The organism is Streptomyces sp. NPDC046805 (genome assembly GCF_040645355.1).
Classification (GTDB): Bacteria; Actinomycetota; Actinomycetes; order Streptomycetales; family Streptomycetaceae; genus Streptomyces.
Genome location: NZ_JBEYYC010000032.1, coordinates 75,223 through 100,020, shown reverse-complemented (window position 1 = coordinate 100,020; position 24,798 = coordinate 75,223). Strand labels below are relative to the sequence as shown.

The 24,798-nt window shown below is 71.1% G+C and carries 21 protein-coding genes, 1 tRNA gene and 1 pseudogene; 10 read left to right on the top strand and 13 right to left on the bottom strand.

Annotated elements, in window-relative coordinates; genetic code table 11:
- Nucleotides 1–397: 397 nt before the first annotated feature.
- Both ABZ910_RS29260 and ABZ910_RS29255 read left to right on the top strand, forming a co-directional pair.
- Nucleotides 398–904 (top strand): annotated as a pseudogene (locus ABZ910_RS29260) (GNAT family N-acetyltransferase); the annotation flags it as partial.
- A 345-nt stretch (nucleotides 905–1,249) separates the two neighbouring features.
- The gene (locus ABZ910_RS29255; RefSeq protein WP_361370595.1) at nucleotides 1,250–2,806 is read left to right on the top strand and encodes a M4 family metallopeptidase; all 1,557 of its coding nucleotides are present in this window, start codon (nucleotides 1,250–1,252) and stop codon (nucleotides 2,804–2,806) included.
- 45 nt (nucleotides 2,807–2,851) lie between these two features.
- Here the strand turns inward: ABZ910_RS29255 and ABZ910_RS29250 are convergent, their stop codons facing one another.
- Nucleotides 2,852–4,249 (bottom strand): M1 family metallopeptidase, encoded by a 1,398-nt coding sequence (locus ABZ910_RS29250; RefSeq protein ID WP_361370579.1) that lies wholly within the window; start codon nucleotides 4,247–4,249, stop codon nucleotides 2,852–2,854.
- 68 nt (nucleotides 4,250–4,317) lie between these two features.
- On the opposite strand from ABZ910_RS29250, the gene ABZ910_RS29245 reads away from it, so the two are divergent.
- Nucleotides 4,318–4,818: a hypothetical protein gene (locus ABZ910_RS29245; RefSeq protein ID WP_361370593.1), complete on the top strand. Its 501-nt coding sequence runs from the start codon at nucleotides 4,318–4,320 to the stop codon at nucleotides 4,816–4,818.
- A gap of 24 nt (nucleotides 4,819–4,842) precedes the next feature.
- Here the strand turns inward: ABZ910_RS29245 and ABZ910_RS29240 are convergent, their stop codons facing one another.
- Nucleotides 4,843–5,520 carry a pentapeptide repeat-containing protein gene (locus ABZ910_RS29240; protein WP_361370576.1) on the bottom strand — a complete coding sequence of 226 codons (678 nt, stop codon included), beginning with the start codon at nucleotides 5,518–5,520 and terminating at the stop codon, nucleotides 4,843–4,845.
- Between the two features lie 101 nt (nucleotides 5,521–5,621).
- On the opposite strand from ABZ910_RS29240, the gene ABZ910_RS29235 reads away from it, so the two are divergent.
- Nucleotides 5,622–7,208 (top strand): MFS transporter, encoded by a 1,587-nt coding sequence (locus tag ABZ910_RS29235; RefSeq protein WP_361370573.1) that lies wholly within the window; start codon nucleotides 5,622–5,624, stop codon nucleotides 7,206–7,208.
- A gap of 66 nt (nucleotides 7,209–7,274) precedes the next feature.
- Here ABZ910_RS29235 and ABZ910_RS29230 read toward each other — a convergent pair whose 3' ends face one another.
- The 3 genes from ABZ910_RS29230 to ABZ910_RS29220 form a co-directional block, all read right to left on the bottom strand.
- Nucleotides 7,275–9,914 (bottom strand): glycosyl hydrolase, encoded by a 2,640-nt coding sequence (locus ABZ910_RS29230; protein WP_361370570.1) that lies wholly within the window; start codon nucleotides 9,912–9,914, stop codon nucleotides 7,275–7,277.
- A 123-nt stretch (nucleotides 9,915–10,037) separates the two neighbouring features.
- Nucleotides 10,038–11,444 carry an FAD-binding oxidoreductase gene (locus ABZ910_RS29225; RefSeq protein WP_361370568.1) on the bottom strand — a complete coding sequence of 469 codons (1,407 nt, stop codon included), beginning with the start codon at nucleotides 11,442–11,444 and terminating at the stop codon, nucleotides 10,038–10,040.
- A gap of 9 nt (nucleotides 11,445–11,453) precedes the next feature.
- Nucleotides 11,454–12,119, bottom strand: a complete 666-nt coding sequence (locus ABZ910_RS29220) for a rhomboid-like protein (RefSeq protein WP_361370566.1) — start codon at nucleotides 12,117–12,119, stop codon at nucleotides 11,454–11,456.
- 141 nt (nucleotides 12,120–12,260) lie between these two features.
- On the opposite strand from ABZ910_RS29220, the gene ABZ910_RS29215 reads away from it, so the two are divergent.
- Together ABZ910_RS29215 and ABZ910_RS29210 are read left to right on the top strand one after the other, a co-directional pair.
- Complete coding sequence (locus ABZ910_RS29215; RefSeq protein ID WP_361370563.1) at nucleotides 12,261–13,322, top strand: right-handed parallel beta-helix repeat-containing protein; 1,062 nt, start codon at nucleotides 12,261–12,263, stop codon at nucleotides 13,320–13,322.
- Nucleotides 13,323–13,417: 95 nt separating this feature from the next.
- Nucleotides 13,418–14,413 carry a methyltransferase gene (locus tag ABZ910_RS29210; RefSeq protein ID WP_361370590.1) on the top strand — a complete coding sequence of 332 codons (996 nt, stop codon included), beginning with the start codon at nucleotides 13,418–13,420 and terminating at the stop codon, nucleotides 14,411–14,413.
- Between the two features lie 85 nt (nucleotides 14,414–14,498).
- Here the strand turns inward: ABZ910_RS29210 and ABZ910_RS29205 are convergent, their stop codons facing one another.
- From ABZ910_RS29205 to ABZ910_RS29175, 7 genes are read right to left on the bottom strand one after another with little or no spacing between them, the layout of a single operon-like run.
- The gene (locus ABZ910_RS29205) at nucleotides 14,499–14,822 is read right to left on the bottom strand and encodes a TcmI family type II polyketide cyclase (RefSeq protein ID WP_361370560.1); all 324 of its coding nucleotides are present in this window, start codon (nucleotides 14,820–14,822) and stop codon (nucleotides 14,499–14,501) included.
- 22 nt (nucleotides 14,823–14,844) lie between these two features.
- Nucleotides 14,845–15,327, bottom strand: a complete 483-nt coding sequence (locus ABZ910_RS29200) for an SRPBCC family protein (RefSeq protein ID WP_361370557.1) — start codon at nucleotides 15,325–15,327, stop codon at nucleotides 14,845–14,847.
- A 2-nt stretch (nucleotides 15,328–15,329) separates the two neighbouring features.
- Complete coding sequence (locus tag ABZ910_RS29195) at nucleotides 15,330–15,587, bottom strand: acyl carrier protein (RefSeq protein WP_361370554.1); 258 nt, start codon at nucleotides 15,585–15,587, stop codon at nucleotides 15,330–15,332.
- Between the two features lie 50 nt (nucleotides 15,588–15,637).
- Complete coding sequence (locus ABZ910_RS29190; RefSeq protein WP_361370551.1) at nucleotides 15,638–16,882, bottom strand: ketosynthase chain-length factor; 1,245 nt, start codon at nucleotides 16,880–16,882, stop codon at nucleotides 15,638–15,640.
- Between the two features lie 11 nt (nucleotides 16,883–16,893).
- Complete coding sequence (locus ABZ910_RS29185; RefSeq protein WP_361370547.1) at nucleotides 16,894–18,153, bottom strand: beta-ketoacyl-[acyl-carrier-protein] synthase family protein; 1,260 nt, start codon at nucleotides 18,151–18,153, stop codon at nucleotides 16,894–16,896.
- Complete coding sequence (locus ABZ910_RS29180; protein ID WP_361370544.1) at nucleotides 18,150–18,596, bottom strand: cupin domain-containing protein; 447 nt, start codon at nucleotides 18,594–18,596, stop codon at nucleotides 18,150–18,152. Before ABZ910_RS29180 ends, ABZ910_RS29185 begins: the two co-directional genes overlap by 4 nt.
- A gap of 48 nt (nucleotides 18,597–18,644) precedes the next feature.
- Nucleotides 18,645–19,733: a SchA/CurD-like domain-containing protein gene (locus ABZ910_RS29175; RefSeq protein ID WP_361370541.1), complete on the bottom strand. Its 1,089-nt coding sequence runs from the start codon at nucleotides 19,731–19,733 to the stop codon at nucleotides 18,645–18,647.
- Nucleotides 19,734–19,964: 231 nt separating this feature from the next.
- On the opposite strand from ABZ910_RS29175, the gene ABZ910_RS29170 reads away from it, so the two are divergent.
- Nucleotides 19,965–21,620 carry an FAD-dependent monooxygenase gene (locus ABZ910_RS29170; protein ID WP_361370538.1) on the top strand — a complete coding sequence of 552 codons (1,656 nt, stop codon included), beginning with the start codon at nucleotides 19,965–19,967 and terminating at the stop codon, nucleotides 21,618–21,620.
- A 166-nt stretch (nucleotides 21,621–21,786) separates the two neighbouring features.
- Here the strand turns inward: ABZ910_RS29170 and ABZ910_RS29165 are convergent.
- Nucleotides 21,787–21,860: transfer RNA gene (locus ABZ910_RS29165), tRNA-Thr, on the bottom strand.
- Nucleotides 21,861–22,065: 205 nt separating this feature from the next.
- On the opposite strand from ABZ910_RS29165, the gene ugpC reads away from it, so the two are divergent.
- From ugpC to ABZ910_RS29150, 3 genes are all read left to right on the top strand, one after another.
- Nucleotides 22,066–23,202 carry a sn-glycerol-3-phosphate ABC transporter ATP-binding protein UgpC gene (ugpC, locus tag ABZ910_RS29160; protein ID WP_361370535.1) on the top strand — a complete coding sequence of 379 codons (1,137 nt, stop codon included), beginning with the start codon at nucleotides 22,066–22,068 and terminating at the stop codon, nucleotides 23,200–23,202.
- Between the two features lie 218 nt (nucleotides 23,203–23,420).
- A complete protein-coding gene (locus ABZ910_RS29155; protein ID WP_361370532.1) occupies nucleotides 23,421–23,879 on the top strand; it encodes a hypothetical protein in 459 nt (152 codons plus the stop codon).
- 130 nt (nucleotides 23,880–24,009) lie between these two features.
- Entirely contained in the window at nucleotides 24,010–24,741 is a 732-nt protein-coding gene (locus tag ABZ910_RS29150) for a nucleotidyltransferase family protein (protein ID WP_361370529.1), read from the top strand.
- Nucleotides 24,742–24,798 lie beyond the last annotated feature (57 nt).

The following is a 24,798-nucleotide window of genomic DNA, read 5'->3' as shown; positions in this document are numbered from 1 at the left end:
GACCAGCCGCAGCACCATCTCGTCCCCCGGGCTCAGGCATTTGAGCCGGTCACGGACCGCGACACCGGCGGGGCCGGGCACCACGAACGGCGCCGCCAACTCCCGCAGCCCGCCCACCCCGATCGCCCTCCCGGGCGAAGAAACCCACCACCACACCCAACGACCACCACCCGAAAACGTCACCCATTCGACAGACAAACTCCCGTTCCCCACCGCGCGAGATGCACACCCCGGCCCGTGCACTCGCTCATGCACACCAGAACACCCTTGTGTGCCGTCACGCATCAACAGCTCACAACCCCCTGCCGTGACGGGCCGCGGCCGGGGGCTCGGCGCGTCCCGCGCACCCCGTACAAAAATCGGGCGCGCCGACGGCCGCCCAACTAACCTGCGTCCCGTGATCCTTGAGCCCCTCGCCCCCGGCCGGGACATCCCCGCCCCCCTCCTCACCGAACTCACCGCCCTCTACGCCTCCCACCGCGAGTTCCACGCCCTCGGCGGCGACTTCCCGGACCCGGACGACGTGCGGCCGGATCAGGTGGCGGTGGCGTTGGCCGACGAGCTTGCGCAGCCGGGCGCGGAGGTGCTGCTGGCGCGCAGTGCGGGGCAACTGGTCGGAGTGGTCGTCACCCTCGCGCGGCATCCCGATCCGGCCGATCCGGATCCGTGGATCGGGTTGCTGATGGTGGACGCGGCCGTGCAGCGGCAGGGGTACGGGCGGCGGATCGCCGAGGCGGTCGAGGAGCGGCTGCGCGCCGCGGGCCGGACCGCCGTACGCCTCGCCGTCCTCGAGGACAACAGCAAGGGCCTCGCCTTCTGGACCGCCCTCGGCTACGCGGTCGTCGACCACCGCAGGGACCGCCGACACGGCCGCCCCTGCGCCGTGTTGCGCAAGGTACTGCGCTAGCCGCCGCGGACGGCCCGGGTCGCCGTGCTCGATCCCGATTCGGGCGCCCAGGACGCGTGACCTGGATTTCAACATGCCCGGTTTCGGCGGCTGTTGACGCTGCCGGGGCGTCCGGATTGCGGATCCTCAGCCACGGCTTCCGGATACGAACACGTAAATTCTTGAAGGTGGTCTGTCAAACAGACCGGTTCGGATGGCACTCTCTTCTGGCCCGCCGCAACTCTGTGCACCCCCTTGGCCCGATCTGTGCCTCAGCCATGAGGACAGTCCGAAGGAGATCGAGTGAGACAGCAGGCCCGCAAGACCGCCGTACGTGCCGCAGCTCTCGTCGGATCGGCGGCGATGGTCGTCCTGGCGCTCCAGAACGGTCCCGCCACCGCCGCCCCCGAGCACACACCCGGCGCCATGGCCGCCCCGCTCAGCGCGTCCGCCCGTACCGCCGCCATCAAGTCGGCCCAGAGCTCGGCCGGTTCGACCGCCGAGAAGCTCGGGCTCGGCGCGCAGGAGAAGCTGGTCGCCCGGGACGTCGTGAAGGACGCGGACGGCACCGTGCACACCCGCTACGAGCGGACGTACGCCGGACTGCCCGTCCTCGGCGGCGACCTGGTCACGCACGTGGCGAAGAGCGGCGCGCTCAAGGGCGTGACCAAGGCGACCAAGGCCCGGATATCCGTGGCGTCCACCGACGCCGCCGTCTCCGCTGCCTCCGCCCGAAAGACCGCCCTCGCCTCCGCCGACTCCGCGAAGGCCGGCGTCTCCGCCGCCCGCAAGGTCGTCTGGGCCGCCGGCGCCAAGCCCGTCCTCGCCTACGAGTCCGTCGTCAAGGGCGTGCAGAAGGACGGCACCCCGAGCGAGCTGCACGTCATCACCGACGCCACCACCGGCAAGAAGCTCTACTCCTACGAGGCCATCGACACCGGCACGGGCACCAGCGAGTACAGCGGCACCGTCACCCTCGGGACGACGCCGTCCGGCACCGGCGGCTTCGACCTGATCGACGGCGGCCGGGGCGGCCACAAGACGTACGACCTGAACGGCGGCACCACCGGCACCGGCACCCTCTTCCACGACGCCGACGACGCCTGGGGCGACGGCACCCCGGCCAACCGCCAGACCGCCGCGGTCGACGCCGCCTACGGCGCGGCCGTCACCTGGGACTTCTACAAGTCCGCGTTCAACCGCAACGGCATCGCGGGCGACGGCAAGGCCGCCTACTCCCGCGTCCACTACGGCAACGCGTACGTCAACGCCTTCTGGAACGACAGCTGCTTCTGCATGACGTACGGCGACGGCGACGGCAACGTGAAGCCGCTGACCGCCCTCGACGTGGCCGGCCACGAGATGAGCCACGGTCTGACCGCGGCCACGGCCGGGCTGAAGTACAGCCGCGAGTCCGGCGGCCTGAACGAGGCCACCTCCGACATCTTCGGCACGTCGGTGGAGTTCTTCGCGAACAACGCCTCGGATCCCGGTGACTACCTCATCGGCGAGAAGATCGACATCTTCGGCACCGGCAAGCCGCTGCGCTACATGGACCAGCCGAGCAAGGACGGCAACTCCGCCGACTCCTGGTCGCGCAACGTCGGCCGTCTCGACGTGCACTACTCGTCGGGCGTCGCCAACCACTTCTTCTACCTGCTGTCCGAGGGCAGCGGTGCGAAGACGATCAACGGGGTCTCCTACAACTCCCCGACGTCCAACGGCTCCACGGTCACCGGCATCGGCCGGACCGCGGCCTACCAGATCTGGTACAAGGCCCTGAGCACGTACTTCACCTCGTCCACCGACTACGCGAGCGCGCGCACCGGGACCCTGCAGGCGGCGAGCGACCTGTACGGCGCGGGCAGCCCGCAGTACAACGCGGTGGCGGCGGCCTGGGCGGCCGTCAACGTCAACTGACCGGGCAGCACCCCGAGTTCACGACCGCGCAGGCCGGATCGCCCGTCAGGGGCGGTCCGGCCTGCCCTCGCCGTAGAGCCACTCGGACCAGATGGCGTCGAAGTTCTTGTCCGGGGCCTTCTTCTCCACGTACGCCGTGAAGTCGGCCGTGTCCGCGACGCCGTGGCGGTGGTCCGCGGCCCAGCCGCGGACGATGGCGCGGAAGGTGTCCTCGCCGACCTTCTGGCGGATCTTGTGCAGGACCATGGCGCCGCGCTGGTAGACGGGGTCCTCGAAGAGGTGCGCCGCGTCGCTCGGCTCGGCGGGCGGGAAGGACCACAGGTCCGCGTAGGTCCGCTCGCCGTGGTCGTAGAGCGCGTCGAACGTCGCCTGCGCGGTGCGGCCGCCGTGGTCCTCCTGCCACAGCCATTCCGCGTACGTCGCGAAGCCCTCGCTGAGCCACACGTCTTGCCAGCTCTTCGGGGTGACGGAGTCGCCGTACCACTCGTGGGCGAGCTCGTGCACGAGGGTCCCGGTGTCGGGGGCGCCGGGGAAGACGGGGCGGTTCTGGGTCTCGAGGGCGGCGTAGCCCAGGTCGTCGGCGCGGTCGACGACGGCGCCGGTGGAGGAGAAGGGGTAGGGACCGAAGGTGCGCTCCCCCCACCGCGTGATCTCGGGGATCTTCGCCAGGACCTGCTCGCTCGCCCTGCGCCGCGCCGGGTCGACGGCCGTGTACTCGGGCAGGTGGCCGGCGATCGTCGTGCGGGTGATGTCGTAGCGGCCGATGGCGACCGTGGCGACAAAGCTCGCCATCGGTTCGGCCGTGCGCCAGCGGAAGGTCGTCCGACCGCGCGCGGTGCTCTCGCTCCTCAACTCCCCGTTGGACACGACCTGGAGGCCCCTCGGCACGGTCACGGCGATGTCGTACGACGCCTTGTCCGCGGGTTGGTGATCACCCGGGAACCAGGCCATCGAGCCGACGGGCTGACCGAGGGCCAGCGCGCCGTCCGCCGTGCGCAGCCAGCCCTCCTTGGAGCCGTCGGGGTCGGTGATCGTCTCCGGGCTGCCCGCGTAGCGCACCTCGGTGCGGAACGTCTTGCCCCGGTGCAGGTCGTCGCGCGGGCGGACGGTCAGCTCCTGGCCGGTGCGGTTGAAGCGGGCGCGCTTGCCGGCGACGGTGACCTCGTCGACGTGCAGGCCCTTGAGGTCGAGGTCGAAGGCGGACAGGTCCTGGGTGGCGCGGGCGGTGATCACCGCGTTGCCGGTGAGGTGGTGGCTGCCGGGGTCGTAGGACAGCGTGAGGGCGTAGTGGGTGACGTCGTAGCCGCCGTTGCCGGCCTTGGGGAAGTACGGGTCGTGCACGCCCTCGGCGCCGCCCGGGGTGCCGTGGACGCCCGAGACGCACGCCGTGAGAGCCAGCGCGCAGAGGGCGGCGGCCGGGACACGGCGCACGGGTCTGGACATGTCGGCCATGCTAGGGCGCGCGAGTGCGCCGGCACCGGCTCGCTCAGGGGCGTGACACCATCTCGTACGTGCTCGACATCGGCTATGCCCTCTCCAACCGCTTCCCGGACCCCCCGCAGACCGACTACCGGCGTGCGGACGTCCGCACCCTGCGCCACGACCTGTTCTGCGGGGACGTCTACCTCGCGGACACCAAGACCGACCGGGAACTGTCCACAGCCTGGGGATGGGTGCCGGTGCTCGACTTCGCGTGGGCGCTGTGCGACATCGTGGAGCAGCTGGACCAGGACCCGGCCGGCTCGCGTGCCTCCCGTCCGCAGCGGGCGGAGCTGGACTTCACCGAGTCGACCGACCGCATGCTCTTCGAGCGCCGCTTCGGCTGGGTGGACGTCGAGGCCGACTGGATGCCGGCCGAGGAGGCCCCGCTCAGCTTCTCTCACGCCGAGCTGCGCCGCGAGGCACGGGACTTCCTGCACGACGTGATCGCCGACCTGACCGACATGCACGAGGGCCTGGCGGAGAACCCGGCGATCTGGGCGCTGCAGGCCCGCTTTCCGCGGCTGCCGTAGACCGGGGCGCTCGGCCCCGGCCCGTCACGCCTCCACCCGGATCCCGAGCTGCGCCGCCAGCACCGGTGCGAGATCGACGAGTTGCCCCGAGCTGATCACCGAGCCCGCCAGCCGCTCCACGCCCCGCGCGATCTCGAGCGGCGCCGCACCTCGCAGGTCCACGTCCGTGAGCGTCGCCGCGCCGAAGTCCGCCCCCTTCAGCGCGCAGTCCACGAACTCGACCCGCTCCAGGCGGGCGCCCGCGAAGTCCGGCTCGACGAGGACGCAGCCTTCGAAGACGACGTCCTTGAGCTTCGCCTTGCGGAGGTTGAGGTAGTCGATCTTGCCGCCCCGGACCAGCACCCGCTCCAGCACGGCACTGGGCAGCTGCGTGCCGCCCAGGCGGGCGTCGGTCAGCTCGACGTCGCGCAGGGTGGAATCGGCGAGGTCGGTGCCGACGCCCCGTACGCCGGTGAGGACCGTGTCGAGGACGCGCGCGTGACGCAGGCGCGTGGTGTCCAGGGCGCAGTCCGTCAGCGCGCAGTCCATGAAGCGGGCGCCCGCACCGTCCTGGCCGGTGAGGTCCGTCCCGCGGAACTCCAGCCCGTCGTAGTCACCGTCCGGCTCCACCTCCGCACCGCCGTACGGCTCCAGATGGGGCAACCGCACCGCGGGACGCCGCGCACCTCGCGGCCCCCTGCCTCTCGTCGCTTTCGTCGCCATCCCCCCATGCTGGACCCCGCCACTGACAATCCCGGGACGGCGTGATCAGGAGCGGCACCGTCCGGGATGCGACGCCTCCCGAATCATGGTGTTCTGACCGGATGAGCGTCACCCGGAAAGGTGAATCCTCCGGCCGAAGCGACCGAAGCGACCGAAGCAGCCGCACCGGCCCGGCCGAGCGAGGTGAGCGAGCCGCACCGGTCGACCCCCACCGCTGGTGGGGCCTCGTGGTCATCGCTCTCGCACAGCTGATGGTGGTCCTGGACGCGACGATCGTGAACATCGCGCTCCCCTCCGCCCAGCGCGACCTCGGCATGTCCGACGGCAACCGGCAGTGGGTGATCACCGCCTACACGCTCGCCTTCGGCGGGCTGCTCCTGCTCGGTGGCCGCGTCGCCGACCTGGTGGGCCGAAAACGCACCTTCGTCATCGGGCTCGCGGGCTTCGCGGCCGCCTCCGCGATCGGCGGCGGCGCCACCACCCCGGCCATGCTCTTCGGCGCCCGCGCGCTGCAGGGCGCCTTCGCCGCCGTGCTCGCGCCCTCCGCGCTCAGCCTGGTCACCACGACGTTCACCGATCCGAAGGAGCGTGGGAAGGCCTTCGGCGTCTACGGTGCCCTCGCGGCCAGCGGGTCGGCGATCGGGCTCATCGTCGGCGGTCTGCTCACCGAGTACCTGAGCTGGCGCTGGTGCCTGTACGTCAACGTCCCCATCGCGGCCGTCGCGGTGTTCGGCGCGTTCACCCTGCTCCGCGACCGGCCCGGACGCCCCGGCGCGCGTCTCGACGTACCCGGGGTGCTGCTGGGCTGCGGCGGGCTGGTCGGGATCGTCTACGGCTTCAGCGAGGCGCAGCCGCGCGGCTGGACCGACCCGTTGGTGATCGGCCTGCTCGCGGGGGGCGTGCTGCTGCTCGCCGCGTTCGCGCGGTGGCAGGCCAGGGCCCCGTTGCCCCTGCTGCCGCTGCGCATCGTCAGGGACCGCAACCGCGCCGGCTGCTTCCTGACCATGGTCTTCGGCGTCATCGGCATCTTCGGGCTGTTCCTGTTCATGACCTACTACTTCCAGGTCGTGCTCGGCTACTCGCCGGTGCGGACGGGGCTCGCCTTCCTTCCCCTCACCGCGGCGATCGTCACCGGCTCGACCCAGATATCGGCCCGGCTGCTCCGACGCGTCCCCCCGCGCCTGCTCATGGCCCCGGGCATGCTCAGCGCGGCGACCGGCATGGTGATCCTGACCCACCTGACGGTGGACTCGTCGTACGCCACCGCCATCCTGCCCGCCCTGATCCTGGTGGGCCTCGGCATGGGACTGACCTTCATGCCGATCTTCGCCACGGCCACCGCGGGCGTCGCCCCGCAGGACTCCGGCGTCACCTCGGCGACCGTCAACACCTCGCAGCAGGTGGGCGGCTCGATCGGTACGGCGCTGCTCAACACGATCGCGACCAGCAGCGGCACCGCGTACATCGCCGCCCACCTCCACAGCCCCGCCCAGAAGGCGACCGTGGTCCCGGAAGGCATCGTCCACGGCTACACGGTGGCCATCTGGTGGGCGGCCGGCTCCATGGTCCTGGCGTCCCTGTCGGCGGCCCTCATGGTCACGCAGAAGCCCCCGAAGCACGGCGCACCGGCCCAGGAGGCGGCGCCGGTGCCGGCGGGCGGAGGAGGTCTCGGGCCGCCGACGGCCTGAGACCTCCTCCGCGGAGCGGGACCGGGGAGGGGCCGCGCGGACCGCGGGCCCCTCCCCTCGGCCGCGTCAGCCCAGCCGTCGTGCGTCGATCGCCCAGATGCCCCGGCCGTGGGTGGCCGCGTACAGCCGCCCGTCAGGACCGGTCCGGAGCTGCAGGACGGCCGTGGTCGGCAGGTTGTCCCCGGCGACCTGCCAGCCGGCCGACTTCGGGGTGCGGATCAGCACACCGAGGTCGGTGCCCAGGGCGACGGTGCCGTTCTTCAGCAGGGCGACCGAGTTCGCCGGTACGTCGGGCAGGTTCCCGGAGACGTCCTTCCAGGTCGCGCCGCCGTCCCTCGTCTCGAACAGGTGGCCGACGCCCGCGCCCGGGCCCTCCGTCCACTTCCGGGAGAAGCCGTTGACGGCGAGCAGGACGTGGTCGGAGTCGGCCGGGTCGACGGCGAAGCCGGACAGGTAGCGGTTGGGGACCGTGCCGTCGGCCGGCAGGTTCAGCTGGTGCCAGCCGGTGCCGTCGGCGTTGCCGACCGCGATGCCGCGCGCGAAGCCCTGGTTGTTGCAGGGGCCGCACCAGGCGGCGTACACCCGGCCGCCGGAGGAGACGACCGCCGTCGCCGTACGTCCCGCGCCCAGGTCGTACGCCTCGGACCACTCCTTGCCGCTGCGGATCGCCCAGCCCTTGGTGTTGATCCACACGTGCCGGCCGCCCGCGACCCAGGTGTTCTTGTCCTTGACGTCGGAGTTCAGCGGGGCGATGAAGCGGGCCTCGGCGGTCGCGTTGTCGGGCGGCGCGACGGAGAACGACGTCGCCTTCGACGGGTCGGTCATCCAGCTTCCGTCGTTCACGGCGCAGTTCTGCGTGACCGACACCGCGAGGTACACGTACTCCTGCGCGGTGTTGCAGCCGTTGTCCGGGTCGGTGATCGTGTCGCCGCCGTCGCCGCCGAAGTCGGAGCCCATCACGCGGTCGCCGGGGCGCAGCACGGACTGGCCGTTGTCCTGGAGTCCGCCGGTGACGGCGAGTCCGCGGCCGTCGGTGCCGACGCCGACCGAGTAGTACTGCAGGGCGTCCATCGTGCCGTCGTTCAGGGACGTCCAGTCGGTGGCGTGACCGTCCGCGTTCGCGTTGCCGTCGAGCGGGCGCCGGAAGACACCGCCGTCGTCGCCGACGAGCACGTACGGCGCACCGCCGTCACTGCCGACGGCGACCGTGTGCTGGTCGGCGTGGACGGTGCCGGGGCAGGCGCCGGACTGCCTGCTCGGGTCGATCGACCAGCACGGGAAGCCGAAGTTCCAGTACGGGCCGGGCACGGACCAGTTCTTGCCGCCGTCCTTGGTCTCGAAGACCTCCTCCAGACCGGCGTACACGTGGTCGGGGTTCTTCGGGTCGACGGTGAGGAACTGGTCGTACCAGGACTGGATGCCCGGCTGGTAGCCGTCGCCGGTGAGCGCCGAACCCGAGTCCCGCAGCTGCGTGTAGTCGGCGATCTTCGTCCACGGACCGGTCGGTGAGCCGGACTTGGAGACGAAGATGCCCTCGAGGCCGCTGTCCGGGTTCTCCGCGGTCTGCTCCGGCGACTGGTCGATCGCGTAGTAGCGGGACCCGTCGGCGCTGTGCGCGAAGGTGACGTTGCCGACGTCCTCGCTGTTGCTCGGCAGGTCGCCGAGGCCGGTCAGCCGCTCCCAGCCGTGACTGCCCTTGGCGTAGAAGCCGTTGTAGGTGTCGCCGCCGCGCCAGCCGACCGCCAGGACGACCTTGCCCGGGTCCTTCGGGTCGACGGCGATGTCGCTGGTGATGTTCTTGTACGGGGCCGACGGGTCGCCCGCCTTCGAACCGCCCGGCAGATAGTCGGGGTTGGGCGCGAACTCCAGCTTCCAGGCGCCCTTCAGGGTCTTCGTCGAGTGGCTCCACACGCCCTCGGTGGTCGCCGCCCACACCTTGTCGCCGGCGAAGCGCAGCGCGTTGATCGAGGTCGACTCCAGCTCGTCGCCGCCGACCCGGTCCCGCCGGCCGAAGCTGCCGTGGCGCGGGTCGGCCAGGACGTACACGCCGGTACCGAGGAAGGAGGTCGCGCTGGTGTTGGCCTCGCCCGTGGCGTACCAGAGCCTGCCGTGCCCGTCGAGCTGGAGGTCGCCGGTGGACAGGGCGGGCAGCCCGTCGGAGATGTTCGCCCAGTGGCCGCCGCCGGTGCGCGAGCGGAAGACACCGCCGTTGGCCGAACCGGCGTACACATAGCCGTGCCGGTCGGCGGCGAGTCCGGTCACCCGGCCGGTGACCCGGCCCGCGCCGCCGCTGGAGTTGGAGTTGACGTCCCGGTAGCGGGGGTCGTCGGAGTCGTAGGGGAGCCGGGTCAGATCGCGCCAGCTGCCCTTGCTGTGCGGCAAGTCGGCCAGTTGGTCGTACGCGGCCCCGTAGGCGCCGGGCGCCACGATCCCCGGCGAGGTCCGCGCCTCGGCGTACTGGTCGGCCTGCTCGGCTATCTCCTCGCCCTCGTTGTCGCCCTCGTCGCCGTCCGTCTCCGCGAAAGACGACAGGCCCTTCTGCTGCTGATGCAGAAGGGCCTGGTGCCGGAGTGTGCGTACCCCGAAGGGGTCCTTGCCACCGGACGACGCCGCCTGGGCCTGGGTGACCGTCAGTCCCAGCGCGGCGGTGGTGGCGAGAACCGCCCATGTCCGTATGCGTCTTCTGTGCCAGCCGTTGGCTGCCATCAAGTGCCCTCCCCTAAGAGCCGAGGCGTTCATGACACACGCTGGCACCCAGCCTTGAGGGAGAAGGCCGTGACAGGAGAGACGTAAGACGGCAATAAGCGTGTAAAAACACGCCAGTTGACGTCAGTGACGGCCCGCCACCCGGTCGGCGAACCGGGCCAGTCGCGACGACTCGGCGCTCGGCCGGAGCCGTTCCCGCCGGTCCGCGCCGCGGTAGGTGGCGTACAGGCCGTGGACGCCGAACCAACGCAGCGGCTCCGGCTCCCACTTGCGTACCTTGTGCCCCACCCACGGCAGGTTCGTCAGGTCGGTGGGCCCACCCTGGCCGGAGTCGATCTGGACCAGGTCGCGCAGGGTGCGGGCGGCGAGGTTGGCGGTGGCGACGCCCGAGCCGACGTAGCCGCCCGCCCAGCCGAGGCCCGTCGAGCGGTCGAGCGTGACGGTCGCGCACCAGTCGCGCGGCACCCCGAGCACCCCGGACCAGGCGTGGGCGACGCGCACGGCGGCCAGGGCCGGGAAGAAGCGGACGAGGATCTCGCGCAGGGCCTCGACGGTCGCCTCCTGGGTGCGGCCGTCGTTGTCCGTCCGCGAGCCGAAGCGGTACGGGACGCCGCGCCCGCCGAGCGCGATCCGGCCGTCGGCGGTGCGCTGGGCGTACATGTAGGCGTGCGCCATGTCGCCCAGGGCCTCCCGGCCGTCCCAGCCGATCGCCGCCCACTGCTCGTCGGTGAGCGGCTCGGTGGCGATCATCGAGGAGTTCATGGGCAGCCAGGTCCGTCTCTGGCCCTTGAGCGACGCCGTGAAGCCCTCGGTGCAGCGCAGGACATAGGGGGCGCGGACGGTGCCGTAGGGCGTGACGGCGTGCTTGGGGCGTATCTCCGTCACCGGTGTCGATTCGTGGACGGTGACGCCGAGCGCCTCCACGGCCGCGGCGAGGCCCTTCACCAGCTTCACCGGGTGCAGCCGCGCCCCGTGCGGGGTCCAGGACGAGCCGACCGCGCCGGCGACGCGAATGCGCTCGGCGGTCTCGCGGGCGCCGTACAGCTCGCGGTCCTTCTCGCCGTACGTCAGCTCGTGCGCGTGGAAGGCCCTCAGCCGGGCGAGTTGGGCGGGCGTGGTGGCGACTTCCAGGACGCCGCCCCGGTGGACGTCGGCGTCGATGCCCGCCGCCTCGGCGGCCGCGACGACCTCGTCGACGGTGTCGTTCATGGCCTGTTGCAGGCGTACGGCGGCGTCGTGGCCGTGCAGCGCGGCGTACCGGTCGCGGCCCGCGATGCCGTTGTACAGCCAGCCGCCGTTGCGCCCGGAGGCGCCGTAGCCGCAGAACTTCTGCTCCAGGACGGTGATCCGGAGGAAGGGGGCGGCCTTCTTCAGGTAGTACGCGGTCCACAGTCCCGTGAATCCGCCGCCGACGATCACGACGTCGGCCGAGGCGTCACCGGTGAGGGGCTCTCGCACCGCCGGAAGGCCGTCGTCCGCGTACCAGAAGGAGATGCCGCCGTTGACGGCCGTGCTCACCGAGCTGCTCATGCGCGGACGTTAGCCCCTGAGCGCGGCCAGTGTCTCCTTCGGATTCCATGCTTTTCCACGGCCCGTGACGAGCGGACGGCAGGCGAGTCCGATCCATACGGAGACGAAGTGCCCGAAGTCGGTGAACGTGGGTCCGGTGGTGAGCGGCACCCCGAACAGCACGAGCACCACGAACAGATACACGTACCGCCAGGGTGCCGCGATCCGGTAGGTGAGCACCCCGATGACACCCGCCAGCGCGTAACTCACGCCGATGTCGAGGGTGTTGACCGCCGAGTACGGAGCCACCCCGTCCCGGATCGCCATCAGCAGCATGAGCTCGCTGAGCAGCGTGGCCAGCACATGCGCGGCCGCACACACCGTGAGCCAGCGCAGGGTGCCGAGCCAGCGTTCGGCCTGGGCGTGGAAGGCGGTGTACAGGCCGGCGTACGGCAGCCAGCGCCCGCTGTCGATCCACATCGCGCTGGTGATCAGCACCCGCACGGGGTTCTTCGACAGCTCGCGGATATTGGTCGACCGCTGCCGCAGGAACTCCTTCTCGAACCCAGGCGACATGCGGTGCAGGGCGACGGTGGTGACGAACAGGATCAGCAGCCAGACGTACGTCCCCGGCGCGCTGCGGACGTACTCCGCCGCCGCCCTGAGCCCACGCCGCTCTCCGATGACCCGGTTCACACCGGTCAGTATGGTCGGGAACGCGATCGAGGTGCCTGCCGAGCCGGCCGCTTCACAGGAACGCGGCAACGGGGCGGCGGGACACGCCGCCGAACGGCCCATCCGCGCGGTCCGGGACCCTTCGGGTCATAGCGTTCAGATATGAAGAAATGCCATATCGCGTACCTCGCGTGCACCGCGGCGGTCCTCGGAGCGGGACTCGGGGCCGCTCCGCCGGTCGCCGCCCACTCGACCCACCTGGTCCGGCCCGGGGAGTCGATCCAGAAGGCGGTGAACGCCGCCCGGCCCGGAGACACCGTCCTCGTGGCCCCCGGCATCTACTACGGGAGCGTCAAGGTGACCACGCGCGGGCTGACCCTGCGCGGCTCCGGCCCGTACACCGTCATCAAGCCGGGCCCCAAGAAGGCCGGCGACAGCTGTTCCGAGGGCGGCTACGGCATCTGTGTCATCGGGAAGAAGACCCGCGACATCACGGGCGTCACCGTCACCGACATGACCGTGACCGGCTTCGCCCGGGCCGGTGTGTTCGGCATGGGCACCGACGGGATGACCGTGCGGCACGTGAACGCCGTCGACAACAAGGTGTGGGGCATCGCCCAGGAGCGCTCCGTGCGCGGCGTGTTCCGCAACAACTACGCCCACGGCAACGGCGACGCGGGCCTGTTCCTCGCCAACACCGTCAAGGAAGAGGCCGGCGCCCAGGACACCAAGGGCACGCTGATCGCGGGCAACCGGCTCGAGGGCAACCGGATCGGTGTGACCGTCCGGCGCCTGCGCAACCTCACCGTGCGCGACAACTACCTCGCCCGCAACTGCGCGGGCGTGTTCGTCGTGGGCGACGAGAACAAGCCGAAGGCCGGCGCCCTCACCGTGCGCGACAACCGCCTCGACCGGAACAACAAGTACTGCCCGAAGACCGACCGGCTGCCCGCCATCCAGGGCTCCGGCATCGTCCTGACCGGCACCGAGGACACCTTGGTCACCCGCAACCTCGTCACCAACAACGCGGGCAAGTCACCGATGTCGGGCGGCATCGTGCTGTTCAAGAGCATGGTCCACACCACCAGCGAGCGGAACCGGATCAGCGGCAACGTCCTGCAGAGCAACGGCCCGGCGGACCTCGTCAACACCGAGACCGCCAAGAGCCGCAACACGTTCACGCGCAACACCTGCCGGACCTCCCGGCCCGCGGGGATGTGCTGACAACCAAGGAAGGAAGGCGGCACATGACTACCGCACCCTCTCCCAAGCTCTCGGCTCCGCTCGAGCAGGGGGGACCCCCATCCCCACCGCCGTCCATGCGGCTGCGCGAGCTTGTGTTCGGCGCGGCATGTGCCGCCGCAGTCCGAGCATCCGCCCGGCTGGGAGTCGCCGACGCCCTCGGCGACGGGCCCATGGCCGTGGAGGACCTCGCGGCCGCGGTGAAGACCGAGCCCAAGCCGCTGCGCCGGCTGCTGCGGGCCCTGTCCTGCTACGGCGTGTTCGCCGAGCGGCCCGACGGGGCGTTCACACACACCGACATGTCCCGGCTGCTGCGCAAGGACGACCCCCACAGCCTGCGCGACATCTCGATGTGGTGCACCGAGCCGTGGACCTGGGACGCCTGGCCCCGGCTGGACGAGGCCGTGCGCACCGGCCGCAACGTCGTACAGGACCTGTACGGCAAGGAGTTCTTCCAGTACCTCAACGAGGACGCCCCCGAGTCGGCCGACGTCTTCAACCGCGCGATGACCACCTCCAGCGAGCAGTCGGCGCGGGACGTGGCCAAGCTGCTGGACCTGTCCGGCAGCAAGTCGGTCGCCGACATCGGCGGCGGCCAGGGGCACGTGGTGGCCTGCCTGCTCGACAAGTACCCGGCGATGCGGGGCAGTCTGCTCGACCTGCCGCGCGTGGTCGAGAACGCCGTGCCGCGGCTGCGCGAGGGCGGCGACCTCGCCGACCGCACCCGCATCGTGCCCGGCGACGTCCGCGCCTCGGTCCCGATCGAGGCGGACGTCTACGTCATCAAGAACATCCTCGAGTGGGACGACGAGTCCACCGCGAGGCTGCTGCACAACGTCATCGACGCGGGCGGTCCGGGCGCCCGGATCGTGGTCATCGAGAACCTCGTCGACGACACGCCCTCGATGCGGTTCAGCACCGCCATGGACCTGCTGCTGCTGCTCAACGTGGGCGGCGCGAAGCACACCACCGACAGCATGGTGAGCCGGCTGACCGGCGCGGGCCTGGTCGTCGACGACATCAGCCCGGTCAACCCCTATCTGCACGCGTTCGACTGCCACGTCCCCGGGTGACACCGGCTCACCCGCCGCATGCCACCGGTCGCCGGGCCCGCAGTGCGGGATCGGCGACCGGTGGCATGTGCGGTGAGCGGACGGTTCAGTCGCGCTCCCAGAGGTAGAAGCGCCGCGCCATGGCGTCCTTCGGGGAACGCCAGGTCTCCGGGTCGTACGCGCTGACGTACGCCGACAGCCGTTCGCTGATGCCCCGGAACTCCGGGTGGTCGGTGACCTTGGCGATCGCGGGGCCGGGCTCGCGCTCGGACTCGACGAGGTGCATGTACACATCGCCGAACTGGAAGAGGCTGCGCCGGACGACCCCGACGAGGTGCGGCAGCTCTCCGCGGTCCGACTCCTCGAAGATCCTGGCGATGTCCGGGGCCGAGCCGGGGGCCATACGGGCGACGATCAGGGCCTGGTGCATCGGATGAACTCCTCCGTCCCGCTCAGTCGGCCAGCGCGGCCGCGGGCCGGTGACCGGCGGCGGCAGCCTTCTCGATCTTGTCCCGGATCAGGGCCATCTGGACCTTGGAGTTCCGGTTGATGTTGTCGGTCATCCACGCGTCGTCGACCGGCGCGTCCGGCTTCATCGCGAAGTCCTGCGTCCACACCATGCGGGTGCCGGCCGGGACCTCCTCGTACCGCCAGTGGATGTCCATGTGGTCGAACGGCCCCGTCTCGACGCGGCGCGCCTTGACGGTGAGCTTCTCGCGGTCCGGCTCGCGCTCCGAGACCCAGCTCCACACGGTGCCGTTCTCGTCCGGGAACATCGTCAGCCGGAACTTCGTCTTCTTGCCCTCCCGCGAGATGACCTCGCAGGAGGCGTACTCGGAGAACAGCTCCGGCCACTTCTCCAGGTCGTTGGTCATCTCCCAGACCAGGTCCAGGGGAGCGGCGATGGTGATCTCGTTCTGGGTGTGTCCTGCCATGATCAGGCTCCTGCCATGAGGGTGCTGTTGACGAGGTCGAGGAACTGCCGGGGCGTCTTGCAGCGCTCCGCGTCGGGGGGCATCGGCGTGCTGTGCCGGTTCTCCAGCTCGCCCACGATGCCGAGCAGGCCGAGCGAGTCGATGCCGAGGGCCTCGAAGCCGACCTCGGCCTGCTGCTCCAGCTCCGCGGGGGCGACGGTGACCCCGGCGGCCTTCTTCATGAGCCCGGCCAGCTCTTCCACGCTGATCTGTTCACTCATGCGCTTGCTCTCCTTTGCTCCGGTTCCGGTGCTCGGTTCCGGCTCGTTCGCTACGCCGCGCCGCGCCGCAGCACGAGCGCCGAGTTCGACCCCATGAGTCCCCGGCTGAGGACCAGCGCGGTACGCGCCTCGGCGGCGCGGGCGCGACCGGTCACGAGGTCGAGGTCGTGGCAGATGTCGAACACGTTGGGGGTGGGTGGGATCAGGCCGTGCTCCATCGCGAGCACCGCCGCCGCGGTGTCCAGCACGGGCGCCGCGCAGTAGCCCCGGCCGATACCGGTCTTCGGCGCCGTGACCGGCACCCGCCGGGCGTGCGCGCCCAGGGCGTCGGCGATCGCCAGCGCCTCGGCCCGGTCCGCCTCCGGCACACCGAGGGCGTCGGCGAAGACGACGTCGACCTCCTCCGGTGCGCAGCCGGCCTCCGCCAGCGCGCCCTGGATCGCCCGCGCGAGCCCCGTCCGGGACGCCTCCCAGCGGGAGGCACCGGTGAACGTCGCCGCGTGCCCCGCGACGAGCGCCCGCACCTGCGCACCGCGCTCACGGGCCGCCGCCTGCGCCTCCACGACGAGCATGGCGCCGCCCTCGGCCGGCACGAAACCGCAGGCCGACTCCGTGAACGGGCGGTAGGCGCGGGCCGGGTCCGTCTCGCGGCTCAGCTCCTCGTAGCCGAGCTGACAGACCATCGAGTACGGCGCCAGCGGTGCCTCCGTCGAACCGGCCACGATCACATCGGTGCCGCGGTGCACCGCCCGCGCCGCATGCGCGAGGGCGTCCAGCCCGCCCGCCTCGTCGGCCGCGACGACCGAGCAGGGGCCCTTCAGGCCACGGCGGATGGAGATCTGTCCGGTGGAGGCGGCGTAGAACCAGGCGATGGACTGGTACGGGCCGACGAACCGGCTTCCCTTGCCCCACAGTCGCTGCAGCTCCCGCTGGCCGAACTCGCCTCCGCCGGAACCGGCCGCAGTGACCACACCGATGGAGAACGGCGCAGCCTCGGCGTCGGCCTGCCCGAGACCGGCGTCGTCCAGCGCGAGGTCGGCCGCGGTCATCGCGTAGTGCGTGAACCGGTCGGTCTGCACGAGGTAGCGCTCCTCGACCGCCGCCGCCGGGTCGAAGGCCCGGACCTCTCCGGCCACCTTGAGCGGCAGGTGCTCACAGCCCTCACGGGTGATCCGGTCGAGGACGCTGAGCCCCTCCTGAGTGGCCTTCCAGAAGGTGTCGATGCTGGTTCCGTTGGGTGCGACCACACCGATACCGGTGACGGCCGCGCGCCGTTCGTGGGGTGCTGCGCTCATCGTGCCTCTCCCTATTCCCTGGGACGGGTCAGGATCACTGCGGACTGGAAGCCGCCGAACCCGCTGCCCACCGAGAGCACGCTGTTCAGCTTGCGCTCACGGGCCACACGCGGGACGTAGTCCAGATCGCACTCGGGGTCGGGGGTCTCGTAGTTCGCGGTCGGCGGCACCACCTGATGGGCCAGAGCCAGCACGCAGGCCACCACCTCGATGGCCCCGATCGCCCCGAGGGAGTGCCCCACCATCGACTTGATGGAGCTCATGGGCGTCTCGTACGCGTGCTGCCCCAGGGCCCGCTTCACTGCGGCCGTCTCATGGCGGTCGTTCTGCCGGGTGCCCGAGCCGTGCGCGTTGACGTAGTCGATGGCCGAACCGTCGAGCCGGGCGTGGTCGAGGGCGTACTCGATCGCCCGCGCCATCTCCAGGCCCTCACTGGTCAGACCGGTCATGTGGTAGGCGTTGCCATACGTCGCATAGCCGCTGAGCTCGCAGTACACGTGGGCGCCGCGGGCCCGCGCGTGCTCCAGCTCCTCCAGGACGAGCACCGCGCCGCCCTCGCCCATGACGAACCCGTCACGGTTGTTGTCGAAGGGCCGGGAGGCGTGCGCCGGATCGTCGTTGTTCGGGGACGTCGCCTTGATCGCGTCGAAACAGGCCATGGTGATCGGGGAGATCGGCGAGTCCGACGCGCCGGCTATGCAGACGTCGGCCCGGCCCTCCTCGACGGTGTGGAAGGCGTACCCGACCGCGTCGAGCCCGGAGGTGCAGCCCGTGGAGACGGTCTGCACCGGCCCGCACGCCCCGAACCGCTCCGCCACCGCCGAGGCGAGCGTGCTCGGCGAGAACGCCCGGTGCAGCTGCGGCTCCGCCTCCCGGTGGTCCACGTCCCAGCGCTGCCCGCGGTGGCTGACCAGTACGTAGTCGTGCTCCAGGCGGGTGGTGCCGCCGACCGCGGTGCCCAGGGACACCCCGACCCGCCAGGGATCCTCCCGGGCGAGGTCGAGGCCGGAGTCCCGGACCGCCTCGTCCCCGGCGACCAGGGCGAACTGTATGTATCGGTCCGCCCGTTCGACCTGCTCCGCGTCCAGCCCGTACGCCGCCGGATCGAAGTCGCACTCGGCGGCTATCCGCGACCGCAGGCCCGACGGGTCGAAGAAGGTGATGCCGCGCGTCGCCGTACGACCGCCCGCCAGCAGATCCCAGAACGCCGGCGCCCCGATGCCGCCCGGGGCCACGATGCCTATGCCGGTGACCGCCACCCGCCGGGTCACGACGGAACCTCGTCCCGGTCCGCCGCCTCGGTGGCGACGGCCGCGGCACCGATGACGTCCGTCTCCTCCGTGTCGACGTGGCCCAGCTGCGGACGCGGCGCGAGCGGACCCAGGTGGAAGACGATCCGCGCCTCGGTGTCACCGACGTTGCGGAAACGGTGGCGGACATAGGCGGGGATCATCAGCCCCTGCTCGGGCCGCAGCGGCTGCGGCTCACCGTCCAGGTCCACCACCAGCTCGCCGCAGACGACGTACACGAACTCCTCGGAGTACGGGTGGTAGTGCTCACCGATGCGGTCACCGGGCTGCACCAGGGCCACGCCCATGAAACCGCTGGTGGAACCCACCGTGGCCGGGGTGAGCATGGCGCGCAGATCGCCGCCGCGCCTGACGTTGGGCTCGACCTCGCTGAGGTCAACGATTCTGGGACGGGGTTTGATCACGACGTTCCTCCTGGTGGCTTGCGTCGGCGTGGGGTCGTGGCCGCCGGCTCAGGCGTCCGGCGAGCGGCGGTCGGTGATGAGGGCCATACGGACGGCCTCGGCGTCCAGGAGGGGCTTCAGCTCGTCCGCCGGCCCGGAGTACGGCACACCGGGATCGGCACCGAGGCCGGCGCGCACATCGACCAGCCGCACCACGACGTCGTCGCGCTGGAAGATCGTGCTGCGCAGGACCGGGCACTTCGGGTCCTCCGCGGCCGCCTCGTCGTGCTGGGCCAGCAGCTCGGCCAGCCGCATCCCCTGACCGGCCCTGGCCGGGTAGTACAACGCGAGCCGCTCGCCCTCGGGCAGCTCGTCCGCCGTCACGTGGTGCACCGCGGGCAGCGCCGCCCGCGTGAAGAACACCCGCGCCGACTCCTGGTCGTTGAGGTCCCGCTCCTGCTCCAGGTAGGGGTTGATGGCCTCCTCGACCGCGCGCACCTCCGGCTGCCGGGCCACGTGCCGCAGCGCCGTCAGCAGGTCGCCGCGCACCTCGATGGCCCGCACGACCCGGTTGCCGTGCATGAACAGCGACGTACGGCACAGCCGCGTCGTGTCGTCCACGCGCGCCTCGGGCGAGGCGTAGTCCGCGAGGATCTTCGCGACCTGCGGCTCGCTGCCCGGCTTGACCGTGAACGTCAGCGCGTGCCGCAGCACGCCGTCCCCGATCCGCGGCGAGGCCTGGAGCCTCCGCCGGCCGCCCTTGGCACCGGCCGCCGCCTCGCCGCCCGTCTCGCGCACGATGTGGAACCGCAGCGACCTGGTGTCCCGCACGCAGCTGTGCAGCGGCTCCACCATCCGCACATGCTCCTCGCTGTTCACCCAGGCCAGGAACGGCGGGGCGCTCTCCCACTCGCTCGTGATGAGCCACTGGGACGGATTCTCGATCGACTGGCACAGCTGATCGCTGACATGTCCGGGAACCGACGCCACCTGGTTGCACAGTTGCTCGTACGCCTCCAGGAACTGCTGCTGGGCACCGTCGTAGACATCGACCAGCAGCACGACCCGAAGCCGGGACCCGTCGAACACGGACTGCGAGACCCGCTTCGACACCTGTTGCGTCAGCGCTTCTGAAACACGTTCAGACGTAGTGGTCATCCTGCGTACATCTCCTTCATGGGACAAAGGCGGACGCCGGCCGCGGATGACGCGACGTCAGCGTTCCTTGATCCTGTGCCGCTCCCCAGGAGTGCGCGACTCGTATGAACCACGCGGGTGATTGGGCCCCCGCGAGGGTGATTGGGCGCGCCGAGCCGGTCCCGGCAGACGCCGCCGGGCATGGAAACTCACAGGCGCCCCACGCGCTCACCCCCGCCTCTGGAGGCTTCGATGCATCAAAAAGCCGACCACCGGATCCCCGTCCTCATCGTGGGCGGCTCGCTGGTGGGCCTGTCCATGTCTCTCTTCCTGGGCCGACTCGGTGTGCGCCACATGCTCGTCGAGCGGCACTCCGGAACCTCGATCCACCCACGCGGACGCGGCAACAACGTCCGCACGATGGAACTCTTCCGGGTGGCCGGCATCGAGCCGGACATCAAGGCGGCCGCCGAGCTCCTCGCCGACAACCACGGCATCCTGCAGACCCCGACCCTGGTCGGGGACGCCGGGGAGTGGCTGTTCAAGAACATCGACCCCGGCGGGGGCCTCGCCAGATTCAGCCCCACCGCCTGGTGCCTGTGCAGCCAGAACGACCTCGAACCCGTCCTGCTCGAAGGCGCCCGCCGGCTCGGCGGCGACCTGCGCTACTCCCATGAGATGGAGACCTTCGAGCAGGACCCCGAAGGAGTGACAGCGGTCGTACGCGACCGGGCCACGGAGGAGCGCTACACCGTCCGCGCCGACTACCTCGTCGCCGCCGACGGCCCCCGCAGTCCCGTGCGGAGCCGCCTCGGCATCGGCCAGACCGGCCCCGGCGACCTCTTCGCCAACGTCAGCGCCACCTTCCGCTCCAAGCTCCTCGCCGAGACCGTCGGCGACCGGCGCTTCATCTGCTGCTACCTCACCGACCCCGAGGCCGACGGCGCACTGCTGCCCGTCGACAACGAGGAACGCTGGGTCTTCCACGCCCCCTGGCACCCGGAGAACGGCGAGACGCTGGAGGAGTTCACCGAGGAACGCCTCGCCCGCCACATCCGCCGCGCCGTCGGCGTCCCCGACCTCGACGTCGAGGTCACCGGCAAGGCGTCCTGGCGCGCCGCCGAACGCGTCGCCGACCGCTACGCCGCCGGCCGCGTCTTCCTCGCCGGGGACTCCGCCCACGAGATGTCCCCCACCGGCGCCTTCGGCTCCAACACCGGTATCCAGGACGCCCACAACCTCGCCTGGAAACTCGCCGCCGTCCTCGACGGCTGGGCCGCCCCCGACCTGCTCGAGACCTACGACACCGAACGCCGCCCGGTGGCCGTCGCCACCAGCGCCCGCGCCTCGGCCCGCTCGGTCGAACACAGCCACCCCGGCTTCGCCCCCGCCCCCGGCGTCGGCGGCGCCAAGCGCGGCGGCATCCTCAACGTCGTCCTCGGCTACCGCTACCTCCAGGGCGCCGTCGTCGGCGCCGACCCGGAGCAGCCGGTGGTACCGGACGGCCTGGGCCTGAACGGACAGCCCGGCAGCCGCGCCCCCCACCTGTGGCTGCGCCGCTCCGGCACCCGCCTCTCCACCCTCGACCTGTACGAGCGCTCCCTGGTCCTGCTCACCGACGCCCCGGACGACGCCGGCTGGTACTCCGCCGCCCGCGCCATCGCCGCCCGCGCCATCGCCGAGCGCGACGGCGTACGCCTCGACGCGTACCGCATCGGCCCGAGCGCCGACGCGGACCTGACGTACGACACCCGGGGCACGGACTGGGCCGAGCTGCACGGCACGACGGCCGACGGCGCGGTGCTGGTACGGCCGGACGGCTTCGTGGCCTGGCGGTCGACGGGCGCGGTACCGGACCCGGAGGCGACGCTGCGGAAGGTGCTGGCGACGGTGCTGCGGACGGGCTGAGCCCCGGCACGTACGACGAAGGCCACCCGCACCGGGGAGGTGCGGGTGGCCTTCGCCGTATGGACCGCCTACTCAAGCGGCGCCGTTAGAGGGGACTGCCGTCAAGACCTGCCGTCAACGCCCCCGTGATCCGTGATCGCGGGGGCGTTGTCCCAGGTAGGGAAGGAGCCCCCTGTCGGATTCGAACCGACGACCTTCGCTTTACAAGAGCGGTGCTCTGACCAGCTGAGCTAAGGAGGCGTGCGCTGGCGCGCCCGTGCAGTGTACCCAGGTCCCGGGTGCCCCCGGTCGGATATTTCCCCGAAGTTCATGGTCCCCCAGGTGCTGACAGACCCGGACCTGCCGGGTACCGTCCTGACCCAGTCCACCCACGTGGACTACACCACCACCTTCCTACAACGGATCGTCCGGCACGTTCCTGCCGGTAGAAGGGGGCCCATTCACCATGGCCACTGTCACGTTCGACAAGGCGACCCGGGTCTACCCGGGTTCCACGAAGCCCGCCGTCGACGGTCTCGACATCGAGATCGAGGACGGCGAGTTCCTCGTCCTGGTCGGCCCGTCGGGCTGCGGGAAGTCCACCTCGCTCCGGATGCTCGCGGGGCTCGAGGACGTCAACGCCGGCACCATCCGCATCGGTGACCGCGACGTCACCCACCTGCCGCCCAAGGACCGGGACATCGCCATGGTGTTCCAGAACTACGCGCTCTACCCGCACATGACGGTCGCCGACAACATGGGCTTCGCGCTCAAGATCGCCGGCGTCAACAAGGCGGAGATCCGGCAGAAGGTCGAGGAGGCCGCCAAGATCCTCGACCTGACCGAGTACCTGGACCGCAAGCCCAAGGCGCTGTCCGGCGGTCAGCGTCAGCGCGTCGCCATGGGGCGCGCCATCGTGCGTGAGCCGCAGGTGTTCCTCATGGACGAGCCGCTGTCCAACCTGGACGCCAAGCTGCGTGTGTCCACCCGTACGCAGATCGCCTCGCTCCAGCGCCGCCTCGGCATCACCACCGTCTACGTCACCCACGACCAGGTCGAGGCCATGACGATGGGCGACCGTGTGGCCGTGCTCAAGGACGGTCTGCTCCAGCAGATCGACACCCCGCGCAACATGTACGACCGCCCGGCCAACCTCTTCGTCGCGGGCTTCATCGGCTCGCCGGCGATGAACCTGGTCGAGGTCCCGATCACCGACGGCGGCGTGAAGTTCGGCAACAGTGTCGTCCCGGTCAACCGCGACGCCCTGAAGGCCGCGTCCGACAAGGGGGATCGCACCGTCACGGTCGGCGTGCGGCCCGAGCACTTCGACGTGGTCGAGCTCGACGGCGGTGCCGCGTCCTCCCTGTCCAAGGACTCCGAGGACGCCCCGGCCGGTCTCGCCGTCTCCGTCAACGTGGTGGAGGAGCTCGGCGCCGACGGATACGTGTACGGCAGCGCCGAGGTCGGCGGCGAGACCAAGGACCTGGTCGTCCGCGTCAACGGGCGTCAGGTGCCGGAGAAGGGCACTCAGCTGCACGTCGTGCCGCGTGCGGGCGAGACCCATGTGTTCTCGACCTCCACGGGCGAGCGACTCTCCGACTGAGCCGCCTGAGCGGAACAACTCCCGGTGATTCACCCGGGGTGACGGAACGGGCCCCGCGGACTGCCGCGGGGCCCGTTCCGCTGTCGGCAGACATCCCGGCAAACGCGCGCATTTCGAGTGGTGTGCGTCAACGCCTTACCCAGGAAAGGGCACTTCCTCATCCCCCGAACCGGTGACTAAATGTCGCCAAATCATCACCGGGCGCTACCCTCACACGCGTGAAGCACTCCACCACCCAACAGACGCGAGGCGGCCGCCGGGGCCCTGCCCGCCGCATCGGCCGCACCCTCGCCTTCGTCCTGCCCGTCGTCCTGGTGCTCTCCGGGACCCTCGCGGTCACCCGAGTCAACTGGTCGGGGACCCCCTCGAGCTCGGTGCTCACCGCCTCGGACGTCACCTCGGCGGGCGTCTCCTCCAGGACGGTCTCGCACGCCCCCCAGGAAGTCCTGCGCGACCGGCTGCTGACCGAACTGCAGGAGCAGAACCCGGGCGTGGCCCTCACCCACCTCCAGCAGGCCGTCAACGGCCACCCGTCGCTGGCGAAGCACTGCGTCTCGATCGCCCGGACCCTCGGCCGCGCCGCGGTCCGCATGTACGGCGCCTCGCGCGCGCAGTCGTACGCCCGCCCCGTCTGCGACACCTCCTTCGCGTCGGGCGTCCTGACGGCGCACAGCTGACCGCAGACAGCCGAGCCGCCGGACCGCCAGGACCATCGACCCGCCCCGGCCGGCCGCTGCGCCGATGACGGCCGGCCGAGGAGCGGTTTCGGCCGAAAGCCGCGAGCGGGGCGCCACGTACAGTTCGGTCATGACCGATCCGAATGCCGCGTCGCGCCCCACTCAAGCCGTCATCCTGGCCGGCGGCCAGGGCTCCCGGCTGCGCCCGTACACCGACGACCGGCCCAAGCCGATGGTCGAGATCCCCGGCACGGGCACCCCGATCATCGGCCACCAGCTGTCCTGGCTCGCCGAGGAGGGCGTGACGGACGTGGTGGTGTCCTGCGGCCACCTCGCCGAGGTCCTGCGGAAGTGGCTGGACACGGCCGATCTGCCCGTCCGTGTCACCACGGTCGTGGAGACGGAGCCCCTCGGCCGCGGCGGCGGCCTGAAGTACGCGGCCGCCCGTCTCCCCCACCCGGACCGGTCCTGGTACGCCACCAACGGCGACATCTGGACCCGCTTCTCGCTGCGCGACATGGCGGACTTCCACACCGAGCGCGACGCGGTCGCGACCCTCGCGCTGGCGCGTCCGCGCATTCCGTGGGGGGCCGTGCGCACGGACGGCTTCGGTCACATCACGGACTTCATCGAGGCCCCGCAGTCGACCGTCGAGATCAACGCGGGTGTGTACGTCTTCTCGCCCGAGTTCGCCGGGCTGCTCCCGGAGCGGGGCGACCACGAGCGGACGACGTTCCCGCATCTGGCCCGTGAGCGGAAGCTGGCGGGCTTCCCGATTCCGCAGGGCTCGTACTGGCGGGCCATCGACACGGCGAAGGACCTGACGGAGGCGGCCAAGGAGCTGGCGGCGCTGGGGCGTTGAGGCCCCGGTCAGGTCTGTCCACCACTGCGGAAACACTTCATGGGGTCCCGCACCTCC

Coding starts and splice junctions, on each gene's coding strand:
- ABZ910_RS29170 (WP_361370538.1), top strand. CDS start 19,965: ATGCATCAAAAAGCCGACCACCGGATCCCCGTCCTCATCGTGGGCGGC.
- ABZ910_RS29175 (WP_361370541.1), bottom strand. CDS start 19,733: ATGACCACTACGTCTGAACGTGTTTCAGAAGCGCTGACGCAACAGGTG.
- ABZ910_RS29255 (WP_361370595.1), top strand. CDS start 1,250: ATGGTCGTCCTGGCGCTCCAGAACGGTCCCGCCACCGCCGCCCCCGAG.
- ABZ910_RS29190 (WP_361370551.1), bottom strand. CDS start 16,882: ATGAGCGCAGCACCCCACGAACGGCGCGCGGCCGTCACCGGTATCGGT.
- ABZ910_RS29210 (WP_361370590.1), top strand. CDS start 13,418: ATGCGGCTGCGCGAGCTTGTGTTCGGCGCGGCATGTGCCGCCGCAGTC.
- ABZ910_RS29235 (WP_361370573.1), top strand. CDS start 5,622: ATGAGCGTCACCCGGAAAGGTGAATCCTCCGGCCGAAGCGACCGAAGC.
- ABZ910_RS29200 (WP_361370557.1), bottom strand. CDS start 15,327: ATGGCAGGACACACCCAGAACGAGATCACCATCGCCGCTCCCCTGGAC.
- ugpC (WP_361370535.1), top strand. CDS start 22,066: ATGGCCACTGTCACGTTCGACAAGGCGACCCGGGTCTACCCGGGTTCC.
- ABZ910_RS29230 (WP_361370570.1), bottom strand. CDS start 9,914: ATGGCAGCCAACGGCTGGCACAGAAGACGCATACGGACATGGGCGGTT.
- ABZ910_RS29195 (WP_361370554.1), bottom strand. CDS start 15,587: ATGAGTGAACAGATCAGCGTGGAAGAGCTGGCCGGGCTCATGAAGAAG.
- ABZ910_RS29240 (WP_361370576.1), bottom strand. CDS start 5,520: ATGGCGACGAAAGCGACGAGAGGCAGGGGGCCGCGAGGTGCGCGGCGT.
- ABZ910_RS29205 (WP_361370560.1), bottom strand. CDS start 14,822: ATGCACCAGGCCCTGATCGTCGCCCGTATGGCCCCCGGCTCGGCCCCG.
- ABZ910_RS29250 (WP_361370579.1), bottom strand. CDS start 4,249: ATGTCCAGACCCGTGCGCCGTGTCCCGGCCGCCGCCCTCTGCGCGCTG.
- ABZ910_RS29215 (WP_361370563.1), top strand. CDS start 12,261: ATGAAGAAATGCCATATCGCGTACCTCGCGTGCACCGCGGCGGTCCTC.
- ABZ910_RS29150 (WP_361370529.1), top strand. CDS start 24,010: ATGACCGATCCGAATGCCGCGTCGCGCCCCACTCAAGCCGTCATCCTG.
- ABZ910_RS29225 (WP_361370568.1), bottom strand. CDS start 11,444: ATGAGCAGCTCGGTGAGCACGGCCGTCAACGGCGGCATCTCCTTCTGG.